This is a genomic window from Wolbachia pipientis (assembly GCA_023052945.1).
GTDB lineage: Bacteria > Pseudomonadota > Alphaproteobacteria > Rickettsiales > Anaplasmataceae > Wolbachia.
Genome location: CP095495.1, coordinates 1,416,509 through 1,439,876, shown reverse-complemented (window position 1 = coordinate 1,439,876; position 23,368 = coordinate 1,416,509). Strand labels below are relative to the sequence as shown.

Below are 23,368 nucleotides of genomic sequence, written 5' to 3'. Positions count from 1 at the left end.
GGATTGCTGCAGTTCTAATAAATGGGTTCAAGTACCAACAAATAGTTATTTGAGAGACCTCACTCAGAAACTTCCATTATCCAAACTTCACTTGGACTATGATATGTATCTATACACATACTGACTTTTTGTCCGGTTAAGTAGGCAAGTTTTGCTAATTGCTGTACTCTTACTACTTGGTGTTGTTGCGCTGTACCATCAGCTACTCTATATGGGATCTTATGCTCGTACTCATTGTGAACACTCAGATATTCTACTACACTTAGTGCACCACTATCAGCAGCCCAGTGTAATGGCGTCCAACCATCATTGTCTCTTGCACCAATATCAGCACCTAGTCTTAAAAGGTATTTTACTACATCTAGTCTATTACTCTTAGCTGACCAGTGTAAAGATGTCCGACCATGAGAATCTTTAGCTTCAATGTTAGCCCCTCTTTCTACAAGGTATTTTGCTATGTCTAAGTGATTAGCATCTGTAGCCCAGTGCAACGGTGTATAGCCCCATTCTCCTCTACCATCAATGCTAGATACTTTATCAGCATATTTTTTAACATCATCAAAAGTACCATTTCCTGCAGCATTACATAAATGCCATATATTTGATTCCTCTTGACTTAAAAAATTTACTACATCTGCTTGATTGGCCAATTGAGAAGGTTTCTTCTCTTCATTGTTCTTAGCATAAACGCTAGCCCCTTTCCCTACTAGGTATCGTACCACTTCTAATTTATTACCTATAGCTGCCTGGTGTAAAGCTGTCCAACCGTTAGAGTCTTTAGCTTCAATATTGGCCCCACTTTCCATAAGATATTTTACTACATCTAAGTAACCGTAACCTGCAGCTCCATGTAATGCTGTACCACCATAAGAATTTTTTGAATCAATATTAGGTACTTCTTTACTTAGATCTTTAACTTCATCAATATTACCTGACGTTGCTTTAATGATAAAATTTTCTGTTGTTGTTTTTGCATGCTGTAAGTAATCTTCGACATTTCTTTTATTTTGGCTCTTGCAAGTTCTTCAGGTGTTTCAGAACTATCATCTTCAAGATAAATATTAGCGCCATTTTCCACGAGATATTTTACTACATCTAAGTGACCATTTTCAGCAGCATAGTGCAAAGGCGTACGATTCTGACTGTCTTTAATATCAACTCCTTTTTTTATCAGGCGTTTTACCACATCCAGGCGACCATTTTCAGCAGCATGATGTAGTGCTGTGCGATTACGCAAAGGTCCCAAAAATTCTGCTACTTCTGAATGATTTTTTTCGCTAGCCAAATCATAAGGAGTTCTATTCCTTTTTTCCTTAGCATTAAAATCAGCTCCTTTTTCTACAAGATATTTCACTGTATCTAATTGATTACTATCAGCAGCCCAGTGCAAGGTCGTCCACAAATTTTCGTCTTTAGCATCTAAATCAGCTCCTCTTTCTACAAGAAGTTGCACTAAATTCAACTTATTAAAGGTCCAATGTAAGGGTGCATAATAATTATCATCTCTAGCATCAATATTCACTCCTTGATTAATTAAACTTGTAATTTGAGCAAGATCATTACCATGGTAATAATAATTATTTAAAGCATTGAATAAACTACTTTCCTTTTCAGATCTTTTTCCCCTTAAATAGGATACTATATCTGTGTGGCCTTTTGTTGCAGCCAATTGCAACGACGTAAAGCCATCATTACTATTAGCGTAAATATTACTACTACTATCTATTACAACATACGATTCTGGATTTTGTAAAGTCCAGCTTTCAATGTAACTAGATAATCTTACTTCATTCACAATCTTACCACCTGGTGCATTACTGCAAAGTCTTTTGAGGCTATCACTTGCTTTAGCAAATGCCGATTGAGAAGTAACTAAAATTGAAATTGCAATAGCAATACCTTGTACAGTCTTTTTCATAATTATACCTTTATATAGAGTTACGATCTTGAAACTTCCATGATCCACACTTCATGCGGACTTGCACTTTGATCTACACACATATTTATTGTTTGCCCAGTTAAATAGGCAAGTTTTGCCAACTGTTGTATTCTTACTACTTGGTGTTGTTGCTCTGGATGAGTACTATCAGTTCCCCTGTATTGTATTTGATATACCCCGCCATCTTTATTGTGAATATAAGCTCTCGGATCACCTGCGGTCCAACTTTCGGTGTATCCTCTTATCTTCATATCCTCCACAAGCTGACCAGGTGCTGCATTACTACAAAGTCTGCTCAGTGTATCACTTGCTCCAGCAAATGCAGACTGAGAAGCAACCAAAACTGAAACTGCAATAACAACGCCTTGTATAGTCTTTTTTATAGTTTTCATAATTACACCTTTAAGTTAAGAATAAAATTTAATTAGAAATTTCCATGAGCCAAACTGTGTTGTTGTGTGGAAAATTAGTAACACACATGTTAACCTTTTGCCCTGAAAAATAGGCAACTTGTGCTAAATCCTGAATCATTGCTGCTTGATGTTTCTGTTTCTCGTCGGTTTTATAGCCAGATTCATTGATACCAGATGAAATCTGATACTCTTGACCATCATCACATTTGATAAAAGATCGTGGATCTTGCAGAGTCCAACTTTCAATGTAGTTAGTTATTTTCACTCCTTCAATAATCCGTCCACGCGTGTCATGGTCATTGCAGTCTTGATGTAATGTACTGCTTGCCCCAGCCAATACAGATTGAGATGAAACCAAAATTGAAACTGCAGCAATAATAACTTGTATAGTCTTTTTCATAATTTTACCTTTAATTTAACTCAAAAAAATGTTTACCCGGCATGGGCAGAAGCTCCATAATCTATGTGTGTATTAAGTATTTCACTGATCAAAATAGGAGCAGAATCAATGTCCCAATATGAGTTGCCTGTCATGATGCCTTCTCTGCCTATATCACCAAGATAGCATTTGTCAGGAGAGTGAGACTCAGTATCCCTAGGAGAACGTCCACTAGGTCCTGGTTGATTAGAATTAATACATGAGTGAGCTAGCCCTAGAATGAGAGACATATCAGATTCAGAAATAGTTATAGTTTCCCTTCCTTCATATATCTGAGCGCTAAAGTAATTATTTATAGTATCTATAAGCTTAGTCAACTTTTGCCAATTTACGATTAGCCAGGATAGGTTATATACCGCAAGCCCCAAAACATAATCTGGATATCTTAAGCCTCCCACTGCAAAAAGATTGGCATTTGTGTTAACTGCACGATATGAGTTTAATGCATTTTGTACTTCACGCTGTACTGGAAGAAACCTTATTGCCTCAGATAAAATGAGAGCAAATCGGAATATAGAAGCTCTTGTCTCTGTAGGAATAGGGCTATTTTCATCTAGTCTTTGAGGGTCTGATCTATTAAGATTTCTTCTCTCAGCATAACGAATAAGTGGACGAATTAAGTCGTCAGGATCATGGCCAATGTTTTCATGAGGAATATCATAATTAGTTACTGGAGGCATATCTCTTATGTTTTGGCTGGGTATGTCAACGGTGATTCCTTCGTTTAGATTCCCATCTCTCATTCTATAAAACACACCATCTCTGATAAACCCAATAATATAAAGATCGCTATTTCTGAAAACTAATTGTACTGAGCCTACTTGATCACTGCCTACAAGTTCAACTCTACGTCCCCCTCCATCACCTCTTATTACTGGTATGTTATTAGATGGTCCTACGTAATTTATATTGCCATTATCACGACGAGCAAAAAGGTTTCTTAATTGATTAATAAACTCAGTATATCTATGGTCATTTCCAAATAGGTCTTCAAGTCTAATTGTCGGTGTCGGTATATCTCGTTTTTTCCGTATTAACTCAGAAGGCACTGAGTGCATTTCCTCAGCTAACAATCCATTACTTAGAATGGAAAAACTTAAAATAATTGCAAGTATGAAACGTATTTTTGACAAAATGTTACCTCCATATAGAAAATGCCATAGCTATGAGTTTGAAAGAGCTTGGATTAGCCGTTTTTTTTGCCGAAACTAACGTTAAACTCTGTGGGATCTCTAGTCCCATCCTTTGCAAGCGAATATTTGTCATTTCTTTTTCTCCTTTCATAAAATTTTCAAAATGTAACCACAAATGAAAAAGTTTCACGAGTTGCAGCAGTTCTGATAAGTGGTACGGTGTGTTCTAAAACTAATAAAATTCCCGGGTCTTCTATATCTTGCGGTTCAAAATATCTCTGTCCAGGCGGTACTTTTTTCTTCAGCTTTGTACCAACCATAACCCCAAGTTCCCTTATCACTTGATTTGCTGCGTCCGTGAAATCGAAAGTAAATGTGAGGAAAAGGTTATTGGTTGGTACATTAGAGGGCCTAAACCTTCCAGAAGGAGTTACAAGCTCTCCATTCTCATCACCTGTGCAGAATAGCACTTCATCTGCAGTACGTCTGCCAAGTTCATTCAAGAGCTTTATAGAATTTATAGGTTCAGGTGGTGTGCTTTCAGTATACTCTACAGTAACTGCACTATTTGCCCTGATAGAGCTATCTTCCGTACGTTTTATTACACCACTACTGCTATCAACTGTATAATCAATACTTGGCTGATAAATTGTTTGCCCGGCAAAAACTTTTACGTTTTTAATAGCGTGATGATCTAGGGTTATTTTGCCATCGGTGAAAATTTTCTCTACTTTATGGCTACTTCCCCAATTTCCATCACCACTTCCCCAGGCAAGATGCATAACTTGCTCTTTTATACTTGCGGCTATTGCTGCCCGACCCGATTGTGTAAGAATTGACACCTGTGATAAGTTTGAAAGGCTTATATAATATATATTCAGGATTTGGAAAATTTTTGTCCAAAAAAAATGAATTTTTGCCTAATTTTTTGTTGCAGTATTATTTAAAAATCGAACTGTATTATTCTCGAAAAAAAACAATAGAATATCAATAGGTTAAAAATCACATCTGTATTATTTATTTTTGTTCCTGTCCTACAAAGTGTACCTATAAGTTCTCATCCTTAAAGCTATTCATTGTTTTAAGGAGAAGTTATGAAACGTTATTCAGGTGTTGATCCTATAGTTGTTCAAAACATACAGTACCAAGTTAAAAGGTTAAAATTTTTTGAATGCTTTACTCATGAGACTCATCAAGATCTTGAGCAAGAACTCTTCTGTGAAATTTGGACTTATCTTGATAGATATGATGAAAGTAAAGGTAGCTTTAACACTTTTGTAGCAAGATTAACTGAACGTCGTGCTAACAACTTATTAGAGAAACAACTATGTATAAAACGCAATATTAATAACCACATCAATATTGAGAAAATAGAAGCTTTTGAAGATGAAGTAGCGAAACGTACTGATGTAGATTACATGATTTCAACGCTACCAAGAAAGATGCAAAAGATATGTGAGCAACTCAAGCACTTTAACTTATATGAAGTTGCTAAGATGAACAACATATCAAGAACTACTTTAAATACTATGATAAGAAAAATACGTACAAAACTCTCTTCCATTTACTACAAGGGCAAAAAGAAAAATTGAACATAAATTCTACCTTTCCTGAATATATAACATATAACATTGAGGTGAATAAATGACTTTTAAAATTTTAAACAATAATGAAAGACTGAAAACAACCACAGGCATAAAAGTAGTAATTTTTGGTCCTTACGGTATTGGTAAAACCAGCCTCTTAAAGACTATAAGTGAACCAACACTTTGTCTTGACTTTGAAGCAGGTCTGCTTGCTGTTCAAGATTGGCAGGGAGATTCTATTAGTGTTCGTACTTGGAATCAAGCTCGTGATATTGCTTGCCTAATTGGTGGTCCAAACCCTGCACTAAAATCTGATCAAGCGTATAGTCAAAAACACTATGAGCACGTATCAAGTAAATACAATGAAGAGTTTTCTAAATATCGATGTATTTTCATTGATAGCATTACTGTTGCATCTCGTTTGTGTCTCTTATGGGCAAAAATGCAACCGGAAGCTTTTTCTGAGAGAAGTGGAAAGCAAGACATGAGAGCTGCTTACGGAATACTTGCGCAAGAGATGATGGCTTGGCTCAATCAGTTTCAGCACATTCCAAATAAAGATATCATTACCGTTGGTACTTTAGGTCAATATCTTGATGACTGCAATCGTCCAACCTGGCTACCTCAATGTGAAGGAGCTAAAACTGCTAGTGAGATTCCAGGCATTGTTGATGAAGTAATCAGTATGGTTGGAATCAAGAAAGATGATGGTACAGAGAAACGTTCATTCGTCTGTCAGACTATTAACTCTTGGGGATACCCTGCTAAAGATCGAAGTGGTTGCCTTAATATGGTTGAAGAACCGCATCTGGGTAAATTACTTGCAAAAATTAAAGCCAAAACCTTGGCTTCTGTTGCCTAAATTTAATTTTAAAAGGAGTAATATGGAACAAAGCTTTTTCAATATCGGTCAAAAAGTCCCCTTTTTCAGCGTAAAGGAGTATTTAAGTGATCAAACGCCAATACCAGAGGACATAATTTCCCCTAGAATTCTAACTAAAAGAGGTTTGTTGGTACTGGGTGGCCCACCTAAAATCGGCAAAAGTGACTTTTTGATCTCTTGGCTTGTCCACATGGCTGCTGGAGTTTCGTTTCTTGGTATGACGCCGAGTAGACCTTTGAAGATCTTCTACATGCAAACTGAAATTGAATATGAATATATGAAAGAACGTTTGCAACGACTTCAACTTGATGAAGAACTTGTGAATATAGCCGCTAACAACTTAATCATTACACCAAAAGTGCACTTATCATTTAATCATGATGAAATAAGTGAAATTAAGGAAATCGTGAAAGAACGCTTTAAACCTGATGTTTTAGCCATAGATCCATTGCGTAACATCTTTAGCAGTGAGTATGGAAATGAAAATGACAATAGTGCTATGTTGTTCTTTCTGCAGAAGACTCTTGAAAAGTTACGCAGTGCTGTCAATCCAGATGCTTGTATTGTACTCACTCATCATACAAAAAAATTATCGAAAAAGATGCTGGAAGAAGATCCATTTCAGGGTTTAAGCGGAGCTGGTTCTTTGAGGGGATTTTACAGTACGGGAATGGTGATGTTTGCTCATGACGAAGAAAGTACTGTACGTCAGATAGTATTTGAACTGCGTAATGGTGAACGTGTGGCAAGTAAGCTTGTCGATAAGATAAATGGTCGTTGGAAGATTGTAGACCAATGGAGTTGATTCTTTTTTTCACTTTGCAATTAATCTATAGGAGGACAATATGCTATCAGATTTTTTAACTGATTTTAATACTGCAAAATCACAAAGTAATTTAATACCAAAAGGTACAGCGGTAAAAGTCAAAATGGCCATTAAACCAGGAGGTTATGAAAATTGGTTCACTAAAAGCTATACTACTGGCAGCATCTATTTAAACGCTGAATTTACTGTTACTGAAGGTCCATATGCAAAACGCAAGATTTTTCAGGTAATTGGTATTAAAAGTGGCAAGGCAAGCGTTGAAGGAGAAGATGTTTGGGCAGAATCTGGACGTTCTATGCTTAGAAGTATTTTGGAGTCAGCGCGGAACATTCATTCAAATGACACTTCAGAAAAAGCAGTTATTGCTAGAAAGATCAACTCTATAGCTGATTTTAACGGGTTAGAATTTACTGCAAAAGTTGGTATTGAAACTGATCGATATGGAGAGAAAAATAAGATTGCCACTGTTATTACTCCAGAACAATCTGAAGTTGATTGGTTGCCATTTTGAAGTACGACGAAGAGAAACTCTGGATTGCTGTAATTGAGAGAGCTATCAAAGATGCAGCAGGAAAAAATCTAGAGCTAAAGAAAGAAGCAATTAAATGGTTTGATTCAGAGTCTTTTGAAACTGTTTGTGAGCTAGCTAATCTCAGCTCTAAGCGTATGAAAAGTATGTATGGGGGTTTTATGCAGAGAAAGGAAATAAAAGGATTATTGATTGATAATATTAAGGAGTGTGTACCTTACCTAATTCCAAACGGTAATTTTTATCGAGAGAGGACTTATGTTGGCAACTGTGACGGGGATATGATTACAGTTAAAATAGTGGGTAAAGAAGCTGGAAATTGGCGTAATTTTACTAAAGGAATCAGTGGTGATATTATTGATCTTTGGACTTTAGTTAAAGGTGATATAAATTCCGCTAAGAAGTGGTTAAATACTAAAGAAAACACAACAGAACATAAAATTACATCGTTTTCAGCAAGGCATTACTTAAATGATAAATCACCAATGCCAAAAGATATAATAGGCCCAAGAATTCTAACTCCAGGCGGTCTTTTGGTTATAGGTGGTACTCCAAAAATCGGCAAAAGTAATTTTTTACTTTCTTTATTAGTGCATATGGCAGGAGGAATATCATTTCTTGGCATGAAACCTGAAAGACCACTGAAAGTATTCTACCTACAGAATGAAATGGAATACGATTATATAAGAGAACGTTTGCAGCAACTGAAAGTTAACCAAAAGATTCTTGATATAGCAACAGAAAACTTAGCTATTACTCCAAAAACAAAATTAGCTTTGAACCTTGAAGGCATAGAAAGAATAAAAAGTATTATAGCAGAAAAATTTAACCCAAAAACAGTTGATCTTATTGTGATAGATTCTCTCTATAATATACGTGATTATGGAAATAGTAGAGCCATGCTTTCTTTTTTGCAAGATGGAACTGAAAAATTACGTTCTATAACGAGTCCCATGGCTGGCATCATCCTTACGCATCATACTAAAAAAGTATCTACAGCCATGTTAGAAAAGAATCCATTTCAATCTTTAAGTGGTGCAGGAGTTTTAAGAAATTTCTACACGTCTGGCATTGTAATGTTTAAATCTAAAGAGCATAAAAGTACCTTAAAAGTAATGTACGAGCTCAGAAACGGAAAACCTATACCAACAAAATTCATAAACATGGTTAACGGACGCTGGATAGCTACAGCTTAACCAAATTTCTAAACTTTAAATATATTGGAGATTTGATGGATATTTATTGTGATTTTAATACTGTGGCTTCAAAAAAAATGGAAGCTATAAATTATCAGAAGAGAAAGAACAGCTTAAAGCTCAGCTTCTGTTGAATATCAGATCATGCCTTTCTTATCTATTGCCAAAAGGTATTTTTCGTGGTGATAAGTTTTATGTAGGAAATATACAAGGTGATAAAGGCAAGAGTCTAGTAGTAGAATTAAGTGGCAGTGAAGCTGGCCTATGGCATGATTTTGCAACAGGAGAAGGTGGTGATATCATTGATCTTTGGGCAGGAGTACATAGAAAAAGTACGAGAATAGAGTTTCCTGAAGTAATGGCTTCTATAGCTGAGTGGCTTGGTCATTTCAAAAGTTCAGGTAATCCAACTGCACATTGGGATTATTATGATGAAAACGGCCAAGCTATTGTTAGAGTCTATCGTTATGATGATAATAATGGAAAGCGATATCTTCCTTTTGATATAAAAAAATCTGACTTTGGTGCACCGAAGATAAGGCCACTATATAATATTCCAGGTATTTTGAAGTCCGATAAGGTTATTCTTGTTGAGGGAGAAAAATGTGCAGAAGCGCTGATGGAACAAGGTATCACAGCAACAACAGCGATGTCTGGAGCAAATGCACCAGCTGATAAAACAGACTGGTCACCCCTAAAGGGTAAAAATATAATTATTTGGCCAGACAATGATGAAGCAGGTAATAAATACGCAAAAAATGCTGAAAAAAAGCTTTTTGACGTTGGAATTGCATCACTTGTTGTTCTTAAAATTCCACAAGGTAAACCGAAAGGGTGGGATGCTGCAGATGGTGTATTAGAAGGAACGAACGTTGAAGAATTTATTCTTAACAACAAAAGCCCTAGAAAGTCAAAAACAATTGATACTACAGCTTGGACCAACACCGCTCCAGAGAGAAAATGGATTATTAAAGATTGGCTTCCTGTGGGAAGTGTTACAGCTCTCTACGGCGACGGTGGAGTTGGAAAATCTCTTCTTGCTCAACAATTAATGACTGCTGCTGGTATTGGTAAATCTTGGCTTGGTATAGATATTCAGCAGATGAGAACATATGGTGTGTTTTGTGAAGATGAGGAAGAAGAACTTTGGCGCAGGCAATGTGCAATACATAAACTTTATCAATTGGATATGGAATCTTCTGATTTTCATGACAATGTTTGCTTGTTGTCTCGAGTGTGGAAAAATAATATACTTATGGTTTTTAACAACAAAGATATAGGTCAATTGACCCATTACTTTCAAGAGTTACTTGAAGATATTGAATTGTTTCAGCCAAAGCTAGTGATTTTGGATACAGCAGCAGATCTATTTGGAGGCAATGAAAATAATCGTTCCCATGTAAGACAATTTATTCAAAACTGTTGTGGTCGCATAGCAGAAGCAATAAAAGGAGCTGTTTTGTTGTGTGCTCATCCTTCTGATTCAGGGATAGTACGTAAAACAGGTACAGGAGGTTCAACAGCGTGGAATAATTCTGTTCGATCTAGATGGTATTTGTCAAAACCAGAAAAGGCTAGTACTTGCCCTAATGATCGTGTTCTTTGCCGCATGAAATCTAATTATTCTGCATCTGAACAAGATAAAATTTCATTGTATTGGCACAACGGGTCATTTATGCAACATGATGTAACCTTTGATTCGGGAAGAATAGTAAGAGATAATTATAATCGAAAACTTGATTTGGAACGCTCAAGAAGACATGATATTATTTTAGAGTTAATTGCTAATGAAGCATATAAAGGTGAAACTTACACTGCGGCACACTTTGCTAAGTATTTTGAGGGAAAACTAGGCCTTGGAAGTGAACGTAGCATTCGTGAAAGGATTAGCCATCTTGCAGCTCTTGGTCATATAAAGTTCTTTAAGGAAGCTCTTGGATATAAAGTATCAAGGACTAAATCAAAGTACGGCTATTTATGTGTTAAAGACATGGAGTTAAAAATTTCTGAAAATCAACATGTGCTGGTAAAGCCAGATTATTATCTTTCACCAAATAACGGAGTAACCTTACCAGTTGAAAATCCAGACGTTTGGGTGATACATAATTCTACAAAACAAGATGGCAAAATAGTATAGTAAGTTGGCAAGATGGTAAGTTGGCAGACTTAAGAATTCGCCATCTTGCCAACTTAAAATTGATAAAAATACAAGAAAATCAACAGCTTAAAGAAATAGTAAGATGGCAAGATGGCAAAAAGTTGCCAACTAGATAGCATGGGTAAAGTCCTCTTCTATAGCGGGTTTGGGGAAGTTGGCAAGATGGCAAAAATCTATATATATATAAATATATACTATGCTATAGTACATAGTATATATCAGTTAAAAGAAGAACTTGACGTTTTTTGATGTCCTTTCATAATTTTGCTTTGTCTATGGAGTTGCAACCGATAATAAAAATATAAAGTAAAGGCAGTGAAAAACAAATGATCCATAATTGCGTTTTAAAGCGATTCTACAACTTCAGGGTACAAATTATACCACCAAGACCTAAGTTACTCATGTAGGGTAGCTTAAAGCTCGATCACGAGGCACTTCTAAATTATTTTTTACCCCAAACTTTTATTTACTACAAGAAACCCTAGAAATAGTCTATCATGTTTTTTTGTTGGTTGCAAAGAAAGTTTTTCAAACCTAAAGAACAAATGGTTAGTAGACTTTTTGAAACATTATTTTTGCAATAGCTTTGCTTCTACCATAAGTTTAACAGAGGCTCTATTCCTCATCTTTTTTTTACAAACGCATAACGCTGGTCCACTGAGTTTAATAGCTGAACTAAGAATTCAGATCTCCGGATTTTCCGGAATACTCAATAACTTCCAAGTGAGCTGGGTCTAGTTGCTTTAATAAGGCTTTTATGCAAGCGCGATGAAGACTTGAGGTAGAAAAGATTGAAGAAAGCAAAAGAAATTTAGGCTTTTACGTAATTGAGAATTTGTATTTTTTTAGATGAGGTAAAAACTTTGTTTTAAAGCTAGATGTAACTTTAGGAAAAATATACTACCCCAACCAAAGCTTAAAACTCAATTACACGAATTTTACTTTTTCCGTTTTTACTTCTCGTCAACACAGTTAACGAACTACCACAGTAAAAGGGTTAATACGATAACCATAATCTTTACGCGATGATCCCGGCCAACCAACTGTTTGAATCACATCATTACGTTCGATGTTTAGTCCTAACTTTTTAGCTAAGGTGGTTTTTATTGTCCTTTGGATTGTATTTAGTGGTTTTCTGATGTGATGTTCTGGATCTGCTTCTGGATCAAGATTTAGGCGCTTTTCTATTTGAGTTATGCTAAGCAACATGTGTTTTTCAGGAGGTAATTCCTTTTTACAATCATTCAAAAATTGTTCAAATAATATGCGAAAAACTTTCATACATGCTACAGCTTTCTTATTCAGAATCTCTATATTGTTTACGTAAAGAGAACCTTCTACCAATTGTAATTCTAGTAATTCTTTCTCTTTAGCAGGTTCAATTTGCTCAAGTGAAGTATGTAAAATTTGCATTGAAGTATTTGGTATTAATTCTGGCACTCCTTTTTTTACTGTTTCTTGAAATACTTCAATTAAAGTCCTGCGCTGACAGAAAAGGTCAACCATTTCTACTATAGGCAAATCAAGAGGTATGTCTGGTATGTTTTTTCTCAGTATTACTAATACGGTTGGATTGACTCTTAGCCTATCTATGGTTAAGAATGTTGGATTGGTGCAAAAATCAAGAATAATGAGATTTACAAATTCACCTTGGCCACCAACATGATAAACTCCTTTTTCCACCTTTTGCCACATGAAATGCGTATTACTTAGCTGATCTTCAAACCAATGCATGATTTTCTCTGGGTTTAAATATACAGATAAGCGATGAAATCTTTGCTTCTTATAGGTGTTAGGCAAAATATCACGGTTGCAATTTTCACAAATTATATTATCGCATACTTCATCAAAATCCTCATCAATGAAAATCTCATTGTTACAGTATGGATCAACTACATTTGGCCAATCTAATTTATCTTGTCTATGAGAGCAGATAATATAGGCCCTCTCTTGCATCTTAATTAATTCAAGATTCGACAAATACTTTGCTGCTTTGATATAATTTTGATTTGAATTAACCCAGGAACTACCAGAACTAAAAATGTCAGAAATTTGCTCTTGGCAAGATTGTAAGACCATAAAATTGTTTCATGTATGCTTTAAAATCCTCTCTTTCCTTTTTATTCAACGGATGTTCAGAGTAGTAAATTGCTATGTACTCATCACTTTGCTTAAAAAATAATCCTATCTTTTTGCCTTGAAATATTATCTTCATCAATTCAATAGATTTTAGTATATCACCAATAGAAGGGTGTAAAATATAAAGCTCAGATGCAATAGGATCATGTGGTATAACGGTAAAGTAATGCAAGTGTTGCTATATTTAAAACGATTTGACTGAAATTTTAACTCAAAAGTGAATATATTTGAATCAGAGCCATCAACACAAACTTTAATGAATTTATATACTTGCTCTGCAAAGTTTTTATCCTGCGCGTTTACAAAAACACATTCAGAGCTAAAATAACGACTCGCAATGCTATTTGCTATCTCTGTAGCTTGATCAATATTTTTGGCAGTAAGATCTACTTGAGTACCATTAACTAGAAAATCCAAAATCATCCAATCTGGCTTATGACCATGAATAACCTTGTTTGAGTTTAGTAGTAAATCTATACCACTAGCTCTACGAACTAATACATATAAACGATTTTGATGGTAGAAGAAACCTTGTAATTGATTTTCAAAACCGTCATTGCGTTTAATGTCGTCTTCTTTCAGTATCTGCACTATGGTTTCCTGAGAGATGAAGTCTTTAAATGGAACATTTGGTTGTCGTGGTGTCTTTTGAAGAGCAAATGATACAGAACCTTTTCTTTGTATTTTTTCAAAGTGATAGACAGACTTTAAAAGGTTGTGATCTACATGAAACAATAGAAATAACAAAGACTTTTTGTCGTATTTATTGTTACCTTTTAGAAGGTAGGATTTCATGAGTTCCTCAGTCAATGCAGATCTTGCAATTTCACTGACAGTAGCTTCAAGCTTTGCACGGTCGAAACAGCTAATCAGATAATAAATAACTAGAGAGTCTAAATGTTTAGCAATCACTTTACGTTTATATTGTATGGATGTGTTATCGTAGTTTTCATCATCAAAGAGTTGACCATTTAGTTTATCTTTAAAGCAGTGTTGAAAGATAATACTTAACTGCCTACCAGAAAGTGAATTCATCCAGGAATAACGCACTTCTGTATTGTGAAAACGCTCAAGTAAGTAGTTAACTGGTACTTCTAAATCATCTTCCCAGAATTTACGGTTTGGGTAAACGTTCATAAGAAATTAGCTAAGCTACGGTAGCATAATAGATTAATTACATTGTTAAGATAGAAATCTGAAAGTCTTGACCAATAATTATACAATGCTTGTTTACTGATTTTTAACCAAGTTTTTTTCTAAAAAGTTTATTTAAGAAGAAGATTTTTTGGACAAAAATTTTTCAAATCCTGAATATATATTATATAGGCTTCACGTACTCTAGCGAAACAAATTCTGAATATAAATGTCAATCCTAACACTAGATATCGGCAAGCAAACCGGCTGGGCAATTTTAACAGATGGAGTAATTGAAAGTGGCAGCAAAAGCTTTCATGGTAGCCGTTTCAGTGGAGGTGGAATGTGTTTCTTAAACTTTCGTAATTGGCTTAATTCTTTGAAACATGAGTTCACTGCAGTGTATTTTGAAGAAGTGAGAAGACATCTAGGAACTGATGCAGCTCATTGCTATGGTGGTTTTCTTGCAGTGCTGTCTGCTTGGTGTGAAGAGAACAATATTCCCTACCAAGGTGTTAATGTTAAAACTATCAAACGCTTTATAACGGGCAAAGGCAATGCAAGTAAGAGTGAAGTTATTGAGTCTGTAAAGGAAAAAGGATTTTCACCTAGAGATGATAATGAGGGGGATGCTTTAGCTTTGATGTTCTATGTTATGAATTTTAGTAAAGATATTAATAAGACGGAAAATCGATAAAAAGTGGGTCCTTTCAGCCATACTGGCGGGTTTGGTGGTGCTGACCTCAGGCCTTCTTTAGTGTCAGAGATATTTTAAATATTAACTTTTTAATCATTAAGAATTTAAATTATATGAATTTAGCAATCCACTATTATCCTACTCAAAATCTCATCGAATATGAGCATAATCCACGTAAAAATGACGATGTAGTAAACAGAATGTGTGCTTCAATCAGGGAATTCGGCTTTCGTATACCAATAGTTGCAAAAAGTGATGGTACTGTGGTTGATGGTCATTTAAGACTTAAAGCAGCAAGAAAACTTGGTATGGAAAGTATTCCCGTAGTCTTAAGTGATAATTTAAATGGACCACAAACCAAAGCTTTTCGACTGCTTGCCAATCAATCAGCTAACTGGGCAAAGTGGGATGATGATCTTTTGAAGGTGGAAATTCAAGAGTTAGAAGATTTGCAATTTGACCTTAAAATGACAGGATTTGAATTGGAAAAAGTTCAAAGGTTTCTCGATGATTTTGATGGTGAAAAAGAAGATCTTTCTGATTTAGCTGTTGATAACAAAAAAGTAACAAAACCAGGTGATCTTTGGATTTTAGGTGATCATCGAATCTATTGTGGTGATAGCTCTGTAGTTGAATCATATAAAGCGCTGTTAGATGATAAAATGGCAGACATTACTGTTTGTGATCCTCCATATAACGTTGATTATGGTAGCAGTCAAGAAAGAGAAGATAAAAAAATATTAAATGATAATCAAGGTGAAAAGTATGAGCTTTTTCTCTACGACATCTGTTCCAATATTTTAGCATATACGAAGGGAGCAATTTACATTTGCATATCATCATCAGAGTTTTCAACGTTGCAAAAAGCATTTGAGGAAGCAGGAGGGAAATGGTCAACATTTATCATTTGGGCAAAGAATCATTTTACGCTAGGTAGATCTGATTATCAAAGACAATACGAAGCAATGCTCTATGGATGGAAAAGCGGTAATAAACGTGAGTGGCATGGAGGAAGAAATCAAAGTGATCTATGGTTTTATGATAAGCCAACGCACAATACACTACACCCAACGATGAAGCCAGTAGAGCTAATGGAGAGAGCAATAGTTAATAGCAGTAGACCAGGAGACATAGTACTTGATCCATTTAGCGGTTCTGGCAGCACACTGATTGCATGTGAGAGAACAGGAAGAATTTGTAGGACAATAGAGCTAGATTCAAAATTTGTAGATGTAACGATAAAACGTTGGCAAGTATACACGGGAAGAGATGCAATTTTAGCCGGTACTGGTAAAACTTTTTCAGAGATTCAAGAAGAAAACTCGTAAAAAATAGGCAAAAAAAGAGAGAAGAAAGTGGAAAAAATAACACAAACAGAATGGGCAAGAGAGATAGGAGTATCAAAGCAATATGTCTGTTATTTAGTAAAAAAAGGAATAGTTGAGTTGGAGGATGGTTTGATCAATAGAGAACAAGCAAATGAAGCAGTAGCGGCAATAAGAGATCCAAGTCAGCCACTGAGGAGGAAAAATCCAGAAAACGAAAATACAAGTAACCTTTCCACGATGTTGCTAAAAACTCGAATAAAAAATGAAATGGAACGAGGTAAACTGCTTGAGGCAAAAGCAAAAGCTGAGATTGGTGAACTTGTGTCAGTAGAGGAGGTAAAAACCGAAGCATTTAATGTAGCAAGAGTTGTCCGTAATAATTTACTTAATATTCCAAATAGAGTTTCAGCACTGCTTGCATCACTGAGTGACACTGAAAAGATTCATATGGCGCTAACCGAAGAGATTACAAACTCATTACAAGAATTATCTAATACTAAATTTCAAATATAAAAAAGATTTTGAATATAAAATGGCTGATAACTTAAGTTTAGAGTTAATAAAATGCCTCATTAATCAACCTGGATTAGATGTTAATGTCAGAGGGTTAAACGGAAAAACTCCACTGCATTGCGCTATAGAGTTTGATGAATTAAGCATGGTGGATTTGTTACTCACGAAGAAGAATATTAATCCTTTTGTGGAAGATAATGAAGGTAAAACATCTCTTGATTACGCCAAAGAAGGGAAAAAAGCAGAAATATTGCAAGCGTTAATTAGTAACAAATACGGATCAGAACAAGATAGTTTACTTCATTTAGCTGCAATGATAGGTGAAATTAATGCAGTTAGATATTTGATCAGAAAAGGTATTGACGTTAATGTACGAAATGCTCTGCATCATACTCCATTACATCTAGCAGCAGGCATAGGACATGAAAATGTTGTCAAAATTTTAGTGGAAGAAGGAAGCGCTGAAATAGATGTCTTTGATGCACGAAATCAGACACCAATGCACTATGCAGTTAATAACAAGAAGTTGGAGATAGTAAAGTTACTGCTGAAGCTAGGTGCAGATGTAAATAGCGCACGTATAGGGCAAAACTCAATGAAATTGTCACCTCTTCACAATGCTGTAAGCATCAGCAATTATGATGAACGGGATTTATGTTTAGATATTGTAAGATGCTTAATAAATGCTCCTAATTCTGGGGTCAATTTACAAGACTATGAAAATAAAACACCACTACATTATGCTGAAAGACTTAAAACAATAGAAGTTTTACTAACGCGAGAAGATATAGATCCATTGGTAAAAGACGATAGGGGCAAGACACCATTTGATTACGCTGAAAATAGACCTGAGATAAAGAAGGTTTTGATGAGTAGTAAATACGGCTCTGAAAAGAATAGTCTATTGCATTTAGCTGCACAAAGAGGAGAAATTGAGATTGTAGATGCAATTTTAAAAGAAGAAATTGATATTGATATTGTAAATAATAAAGGTCTATCACCGATTTACCTTGCTGCAGAAAAAGGACATTTACATGTAGTAAAATTACTGCTGAAAAAAGGAGCAAACTATACACCTGTTCTGCATTTAGCAATCAAGTCAAATAATTTAGAATTGCTAAAAACTTTATTTAAAGAAAAGAGTATCAAATTACCAGATAAGATAGGCAGATCTGTACCAATTTATTATAGGTGTATGGAGCATAGAGATGCAAAAGTAAGAAAATACAATAGTGTGATCTGTGTTTTTACCTCAGTAAGTGCAGTAGCAATGGCAGCATATATAGGTTTAACAGCAACAACAATAAGCAATGCAATCATTTTTGCAACAATAACAGGAATACTTGCGCTTATTATAGCAATAATGATAAGTGAGATGAGCAAAAGGTATATAGAAAATGAATTTCAGAAAAAGATGTTTATGGAATTGGAGGAATGTAGTTCTACTGTTAATGATGTTGAGATAGAACCAGCAATAAGTAGGGTTAAGGTATGATCTATGCTACATCTTTTTCTGAAGGTTTAAGACCAGATCCACTACTTAAAGTATCAGAGTGGGCGAATGAGTATCGAGTTTTAGCGCCAACTGCAGCATCAGAGCCAGGTAAATGGAGAACGGAAAGAACTCCTTATTTAAAAGAAATCATGGATTCACTTTCTCCGTCCTCACCAACAGAAAAAGTAGTATTCATGAAAGGAGCGCAGATTGGGGGAACAGAAGCTGGTAACAATTGGATTGGCTATATTATCGATCAAACACCAGGTCCAATGCTGGTAGTACAGCCAACAGTTGAAATGGGAAAGCGTTGGTCAAAGGGAAGATTTGCACCACTAATTGAGAGTACACCATGTTTAAAAAGTAAAGTAAAAGACCCAAGGTCAAGAGATTCAGGCAATACTGTACAAAGTAAGGAATTTCCAGGTGGAATAGTAGTAATAACCGGAGCAAATAGCAGTGTAGCACTGAGATCTATGCCAGTAAAATATCTCTTTCTTGATGAAATAGATGCCTACCCAGGAGATTCAGGAGGAGAAGGAGATCCAGTACTGCTTAGTATTGCTCGAACTAATACATTTGCACGGCGAAAGATTTTTTTAGTATCAACACCAACGATTCATGGAATAAGCAGAATTGAGAAAGAATTTGAAGCAACAGATAAGAGATATTTTTTTGTACCATGTCCGCATTGTAATTACTATCAAGTTCTAAAATGGGCACAAATAAAATGGGAGAATAACGACTCAAGAACAGCACATTATGTCTGCACTGAATGTAGCGGCAAAATAGAAAATCATCAAAAAACAGAGATGCTTGAGCGTGGAGAATGGAGACCTACTAATAGAGTAAAAGGTGAGAAAAAAGGATTTCATCTTTCAAGTCTTTATAGCCCAGTTGGCTGGTATAGTTGGACTCAAGCAGTAGAAGATTTTCTGCATGCAAAAGAGAGTGAGCAATTACTGAAAGTTTGGATAAATACTACGCTTGGAGAAACTTGGGTAGACAAAGGAGAAGTACCAGACTGGAAGCAATTATTTAACAGGAGAGAATTTTTTCCCATAGGCACAGTACCAAAAAGCGAAGTAATCCTCACAGCAGGAGTAGATGTCCAAAAAGATCGTTTAGAAGTAGAAGTTGTCGCATGGGGAAAAAGTCGTGAAAATTGGTCAATAGACTACCAAGTATTTGAAGGAGATACAGGAGGTGGGGAAGTATGGGGAAAACTCTCCGAGCTCTTAAATCATCATTTTATCGGTGAAAATGGGCTTGAATATATGATAAGTATGATGGCAGTAGATGCTGGATATGCAACGCAAGAAGTATACAATTGGGTAAGAGGTCATCAGGGCTCTGGAAGAGTAATGGCAGTCAAAGGTGTAAACAAAGCGCTAGTACCACTTAGCAGCCCAAGTAGAGTAGATATAACAGTTGGTGGTCAAAAGCTAAAGAGAGGAATAAAGCTCTGGCCAGTTGGAGTATCGATATTAAAGTCAGAGCTTTTTCAATTACTTAATGTTTTAAAAGAAGGTGAAGAAGCTCCAGCAGGATATTGTCATTTTCCGGAGTATGCACCTGAATATTTTAAGCAGCTAACGGCAGAGCAATTAGTCAGTAAAGTAGTGAAAGGATATACCAAACAAGAGTGGCAAAAGGTAAGAGAGAGAAATGAAGTACTAGATTGCCGAATTTACGTAAGAGCAGCATCTATTGCGCTTGGTATTGATAGATGGCCAGAGAGTAAATGGAATAGTTTGAGTGAAAAAACTGCAAGTAAAAAATCAAAAAAAATAGTCAAAAGCAGATGGATTGGTGAGCAATAGATGTACGATCAAGAATATTTAGCAAAAGTTGAGCAAGCAATACAAAAGTTACAAAGTGGAGAAAGAGTAGTATCAATTGCATATGGTGACCATGTTGTGCGGTACGGGGAAGTTCAAATAAATGATTTATTGAATTTAAGACAACGAATTAAGGCTGAGTTAAAAGTTGCAGGCATGAGCCAAAGAGGAAAATTGTTTTTTCAACGAGTAAAGGAATTTTATAAATGCTGCTAAAAACCTTCAAGCAATTATTTAACAAACCAAAGATAAAAAGCTCAGCGTGGGATGCAGCAGGCTCAGGAAGAAGATTTTTTCACTTTCAACCAGAGTTAGGAAGTATAAACAATTTGCTGTCTCAAAACCTTGAAACTTTACGTAGTAGATCACGTGATATGGTGAGAAAAAATCCTTACGCTGCAAATATAATTGATACGATAGTAAGTAACTCTATTGGAACAGGAATAAAACCGCAATCAAAAGCAAGAGATGGAGAATTTCGAAAGAAAGTACAAGAATTATGGCTAAAATGGACAGATGAAGCAGACAGTAGCGGAGTAAGTGATTTTTATGGATTACAAGCTCTGGTATGTAGGAGCATGATAGAAGGTGGAGAGTGTTTTGTACGCCTCCGAAATCGTAAACTCGAAGATGGATTTTCTGTACCATTGCAACTTCAAGTATTGGAATCAGAGCATTTAGATAACAAAAGCAATCAGACTCTTGCAAACGGCAATATTATTCGTAGTGGTATTGAATTTAACCGACTTGGTCAAAGAGAAGCTTATTACTTATTTAGAGAGCACCCAGGTGAAGGTTCGTTTGGAGAATCAGTTAGAGTACCGGCAAATGATGTTTTACATATCTATAAACCTTTAAGACCTGGACAAATTAGAGGAGAACCTTGGCTTTCTAGTATACTGCTAAAGCTCTATGAACTTGATCAATACGATGATGCAGAGCTGGTAAGAAAGAAAACAGCAGCAATGTTTGCGGGATTTATTACAAGACTCGATCCTGAGGCAAATATTTTAGGAGAAGGTGAAAGTAATGAGCAAGGAGTAGCACTATCTGGACTGGAACCTGGAACAATGCAGCTTTTAGACCCAGGTGAGGACATAAAATTTTCAGAACCATCAGATGTAGGAGGAAGCTATGAAGCATTCATGAGACAGCAACTGAGGGCAATAGCAATAGGCACAGGGATAACATACGAACAACTAACAGGAGATTTAACCGGTGTTAATTATTCATCAATCAGAGCAGGATTAATAGAGTTTCGTCGTAGATGCGCTATGCTGCAACATAACATTATGGTATTCCAATTTTGCAGACCAGTATGGAGTAGATGGCTAGAACTTGCCACTTTATCTGGAGAGCTTTCTACAACAGATAATCAAGTATTTAAAGATGTAAAATGGATACCACAGGGATTTGATTGGGTGGATCCACTGAAAGATCAGCAAGCACAGCAAATGGCAGTAAGAAATGGATTTAAGAGTCGATCGGAAGTAGTATCAGAAATGGGTTACGATGTTGAAGAAATAGATCAAGAAATAGCAGAAGATCAAAAGCGTGCTAATTCTTTTGGACTTTGTTTCGATTCTGATGTTAATCATAAAAGGGGAGGAAGTGGTGTGGATAAATAAACCAGTAATGGTAGAGAGAAGAAGCTTTGAACTACTATCATTATATAACAGCAAACAACCTATCTTTAAGAACTTAAAGCATTTTCATATAAACCCAAAAGGAATAGCAATAATACGTATTTATGGAGTTTTGACAAAAAAAACAGAAGCTTTTGATCATATTTTAGATATGACTTCGTATGAAAACATTCATGAAGAGATAGAGAGCGCTTTAGAAGATAAAAGCATAGAGACGATTCTACTTGACATAGACAGTCCAGGAGGGGAAGTAAACGGTGTCTTTGACCTAGCTGATTTTATTTATGAATCAAGAACAAAAAAGAGAATTATTGCAATAGCAAATGATGATGCATATTCTGCTGCGTACGCTATAGCCTCTAGCGCTGAAAAGGTATTTGTGAGTAGAACTTCAGGAGTAGGAAGTATAGGAGTAATAGCAAGTCACATAGATCAAAGTAGGTTTGATGAAAGGCAAGGTATTAAGTATACCACAATCTTTGCTGGAAGTCGAAAGAATGATTTAAACCCGCATGAGCCAATGACGTCTGAAAGTTTAGAAAGCTTACAAAAAGAAGTAGGCCGACTATATGAAATGTTTTTGCAGCTAATAGCAAGGAACAGAGGTCTTTCAATTGAAAAGATTCGATCAACAGAAGCAGGTCTATATTTTGGGGAGAAAGCAGTAGAAATAGGTGTTGCAGATGGAGTTACAACATTTTTTGAATTTATCAATAATCATAAAAGTAGGAGTGTTAGTATGACAACTAATGAGTTAACTGAGGAAGGCTACGAGAACTGTCGTAGAGAAATTTTAGAGATAATAAGATTATGTAATATATCAAAGATGCCAGAAAAGATAGGAGAATTTATTGAGCAAAGCGTAAGTGTTGAGCAAGCCAGGGAAGTTTTAATGGAACTGCTAGCAGAGCGAACGAAGAAGACAGAGATACTGAGTGCAATATCACAGAATTCAGGAGAAGATTTAATGATACAGGTAGCAAGAAGTCGTTGGAGTTAAAGTATTTTTATAACCGCCGTATATAGCATTGATAAAAGCGGCAGTAAGCAGTTAAGGAGAGAAATTTATGAGTTGTATAAGCGAACAAAATAATCTAGGTGACTTATTAAAGTATGAAGCATCAAGTCTATATTCAAGAGACCAAATAACTGTAGCGAAAGGTCAAAATATTAAACTTGGTACAGTAGTTGCCAAGAAGACAGATGATGGTTTTATTAGAGTGCTGAACCCCACTGGAACAGACGGCACACAAACAGCAGTAGGAGTAATTACAACCGATATACATAGCAAAGATTCTGATATGAAAGGAGTAATTATTACTCGCAGTGCAATGCTAGCAGATCATGCAGTTGTGTGGCCAGCAAATATCACTGAAGAGCAGAAAAATGCAGCAATAAAGCAGCTTGAAGGACGAGGGATCATCATCCGCAAGGGAGCTTAAAAAAACTATTAAAAACACAAAAGGGGGAAAA

General features: G+C 35.8%; 24 protein-coding genes and 1 pseudogene. 16 read left to right on the top strand and 9 right to left on the bottom strand.

Annotation, left to right across the window (positions count from 1 at the left end; translation table 11 throughout):
• Positions 1–59: 59 nt before the first annotated feature.
• From MWH06_07150 to MWH06_07120, 7 genes are all read right to left on the bottom strand, one after another.
• Positions 60–806, bottom strand: a complete 747-nt coding sequence (locus MWH06_07150) for an ankyrin repeat domain-containing protein (GenBank protein UPA54997.1) — start codon at positions 804–806, stop codon at positions 60–62.
• A 98-nt stretch (positions 807–904) separates the two neighbouring features.
• On the bottom strand, positions 905–1,918 hold the full coding sequence (locus tag MWH06_07145; GenBank protein UPA54996.1) for an ankyrin repeat domain-containing protein: 1,014 nt from the start codon (positions 1,916–1,918) through the stop codon (positions 905–907).
• 20 nt (positions 1,919–1,938) lie between these two features.
• Positions 1,939–2,331, bottom strand: a complete 393-nt coding sequence (locus tag MWH06_07140; GenBank protein UPA54995.1) for a hypothetical protein — start codon at positions 2,329–2,331, stop codon at positions 1,939–1,941.
• Positions 2,332–2,359: 28 nt separating this feature from the next.
• Positions 2,360–2,752, bottom strand: a complete 393-nt coding sequence (locus MWH06_07135) for a hypothetical protein (GenBank protein ID UPA54994.1) — start codon at positions 2,750–2,752, stop codon at positions 2,360–2,362.
• A 32-nt stretch (positions 2,753–2,784) separates the two neighbouring features.
• Positions 2,785–3,924, bottom strand: coding sequence for a ribosome-inactivating family protein (locus MWH06_07130; protein ID UPA54993.1), 1,140 nt, complete (start codon positions 3,922–3,924; stop codon positions 2,785–2,787).
• Between the two features lie 4 nt (positions 3,925–3,928).
• On the bottom strand, positions 3,929–4,075 hold the full coding sequence (locus MWH06_07125; GenBank protein ID UPA54992.1) for a hypothetical protein: 147 nt from the start codon (positions 4,073–4,075) through the stop codon (positions 3,929–3,931).
• A gap of 7 nt (positions 4,076–4,082) precedes the next feature.
• Positions 4,083–4,706 carry a hypothetical protein gene (locus tag MWH06_07120; protein ID UPA54991.1) on the bottom strand — a complete coding sequence of 208 codons (624 nt, stop codon included), beginning with the start codon at positions 4,704–4,706 and terminating at the stop codon, positions 4,083–4,085.
• Positions 4,707–5,018: 312 nt separating this feature from the next.
• On the opposite strand from MWH06_07120, the gene MWH06_07115 reads away from it, so the two are divergent.
• The 7 genes from MWH06_07115 (at position 5,019) to MWH06_07085 (ending at position 11,351) form a co-directional block, all read left to right on the top strand.
• A complete protein-coding gene (locus tag MWH06_07115) occupies positions 5,019–5,516 on the top strand; it encodes a sigma-70 family RNA polymerase sigma factor (protein ID UPA54990.1) in 498 nt (165 codons plus the stop codon).
• Between the two features lie 52 nt (positions 5,517–5,568).
• A complete protein-coding gene (locus MWH06_07110; GenBank protein ID UPA54989.1) occupies positions 5,569–6,372 on the top strand; it encodes an ATP-binding protein in 804 nt (267 codons plus the stop codon).
• Between the two features lie 22 nt (positions 6,373–6,394).
• Positions 6,395–7,198: a helicase RepA family protein gene (locus tag MWH06_07105; GenBank protein ID UPA54988.1), complete on the top strand. Its 804-nt coding sequence runs from the start codon at positions 6,395–6,397 to the stop codon at positions 7,196–7,198.
• Between the two features lie 40 nt (positions 7,199–7,238).
• Complete coding sequence (locus MWH06_07100; GenBank protein UPA54987.1) at positions 7,239–7,730, top strand: hypothetical protein; 492 nt, start codon at positions 7,239–7,241, stop codon at positions 7,728–7,730.
• On the top strand, positions 7,727–8,944 hold the full coding sequence (locus MWH06_07095) for a helicase RepA family protein (protein UPA54986.1): 1,218 nt from the start codon (positions 7,727–7,729) through the stop codon (positions 8,942–8,944). The genes MWH06_07100 and MWH06_07095 overlap by 4 nt, the downstream gene beginning before the upstream one ends.
• Before the next feature lie 160 nt (positions 8,945–9,104).
• On the top strand, positions 9,105–11,081 hold the full coding sequence (locus MWH06_07090) for an AAA family ATPase (GenBank protein UPA54985.1): 1,977 nt from the start codon (positions 9,105–9,107) through the stop codon (positions 11,079–11,081).
• Between the two features lie 111 nt (positions 11,082–11,192).
• Positions 11,193–11,351: a hypothetical protein gene (locus MWH06_07085; GenBank protein ID UPA54984.1), complete on the top strand. Its 159-nt coding sequence runs from the start codon at positions 11,193–11,195 to the stop codon at positions 11,349–11,351.
• Positions 11,352–12,074: 723 nt separating this feature from the next.
• On the opposite strand, the gene MWH06_07080 is transcribed toward MWH06_07085, so the two are convergent.
• Together MWH06_07080 and MWH06_07075 are read right to left on the bottom strand one after the other, a co-directional pair.
• Complete coding sequence (locus MWH06_07080; protein ID UPA54983.1) at positions 12,075–13,181, bottom strand: hypothetical protein; 1,107 nt, start codon at positions 13,179–13,181, stop codon at positions 12,075–12,077.
• Positions 13,182–13,331: 150 nt separating this feature from the next.
• Positions 13,332–14,378, bottom strand: a complete 1,047-nt coding sequence (locus tag MWH06_07075; protein ID UPA54982.1) for a hypothetical protein — start codon at positions 14,376–14,378, stop codon at positions 13,332–13,334.
• Between the two features lie 226 nt (positions 14,379–14,604).
• Here MWH06_07075 and MWH06_07070 point away from each other — a divergent pair, with 226 nt between their 5' ends.
• From MWH06_07070 to MWH06_07030, 9 genes and pseudogenes are all read left to right on the top strand, one after another.
• The gene (locus MWH06_07070; protein ID UPA54981.1) at positions 14,605–15,072 is read left to right on the top strand and encodes a Holliday junction resolvase; all 468 of its coding nucleotides are present in this window, start codon (positions 14,605–14,607) and stop codon (positions 15,070–15,072) included.
• A 113-nt stretch (positions 15,073–15,185) separates the two neighbouring features.
• Entirely contained in the window at positions 15,186–16,400 is a 1,215-nt protein-coding gene (locus MWH06_07065; GenBank protein ID UPA54980.1) for a DNA modification methylase, read from the top strand.
• A 27-nt stretch (positions 16,401–16,427) separates the two neighbouring features.
• On the top strand, positions 16,428–16,913 hold the full coding sequence (locus MWH06_07060; protein ID UPA54979.1) for a hypothetical protein: 486 nt from the start codon (positions 16,428–16,430) through the stop codon (positions 16,911–16,913).
• A 19-nt stretch (positions 16,914–16,932) separates the two neighbouring features.
• A complete protein-coding gene (locus MWH06_07055; GenBank protein UPA54978.1) occupies positions 16,933–18,408 on the top strand; it encodes an ankyrin repeat domain-containing protein in 1,476 nt (491 codons plus the stop codon).
• Positions 18,405–20,231, top strand: coding sequence for a phage terminase large subunit family protein (locus MWH06_07050; protein ID UPA54977.1), 1,827 nt, complete (start codon positions 18,405–18,407; stop codon positions 20,229–20,231). Before MWH06_07055 ends, MWH06_07050 begins: the two co-directional genes overlap by 4 nt.
• Positions 20,232–20,455: pseudogene (locus tag MWH06_07045) on the top strand (gpW family protein).
• Positions 20,456–21,877 carry a phage portal protein gene (locus tag MWH06_07040; GenBank protein UPA54976.1) on the top strand — a complete coding sequence of 474 codons (1,422 nt, stop codon included), beginning with the start codon at positions 20,456–20,458 and terminating at the stop codon, positions 21,875–21,877.
• Positions 21,837–22,895 carry a S49 family peptidase gene (locus MWH06_07035; GenBank protein ID UPA54975.1) on the top strand — a complete coding sequence of 353 codons (1,059 nt, stop codon included), beginning with the start codon at positions 21,837–21,839 and terminating at the stop codon, positions 22,893–22,895. Before MWH06_07040 ends, MWH06_07035 begins: the two co-directional genes overlap by 41 nt.
• Before the next feature lie 67 nt (positions 22,896–22,962).
• A complete protein-coding gene (locus MWH06_07030; GenBank protein ID UPA54974.1) occupies positions 22,963–23,337 on the top strand; it encodes a head decoration protein in 375 nt (124 codons plus the stop codon).
• Positions 23,338–23,368: the final 31 nt, after the last annotated feature.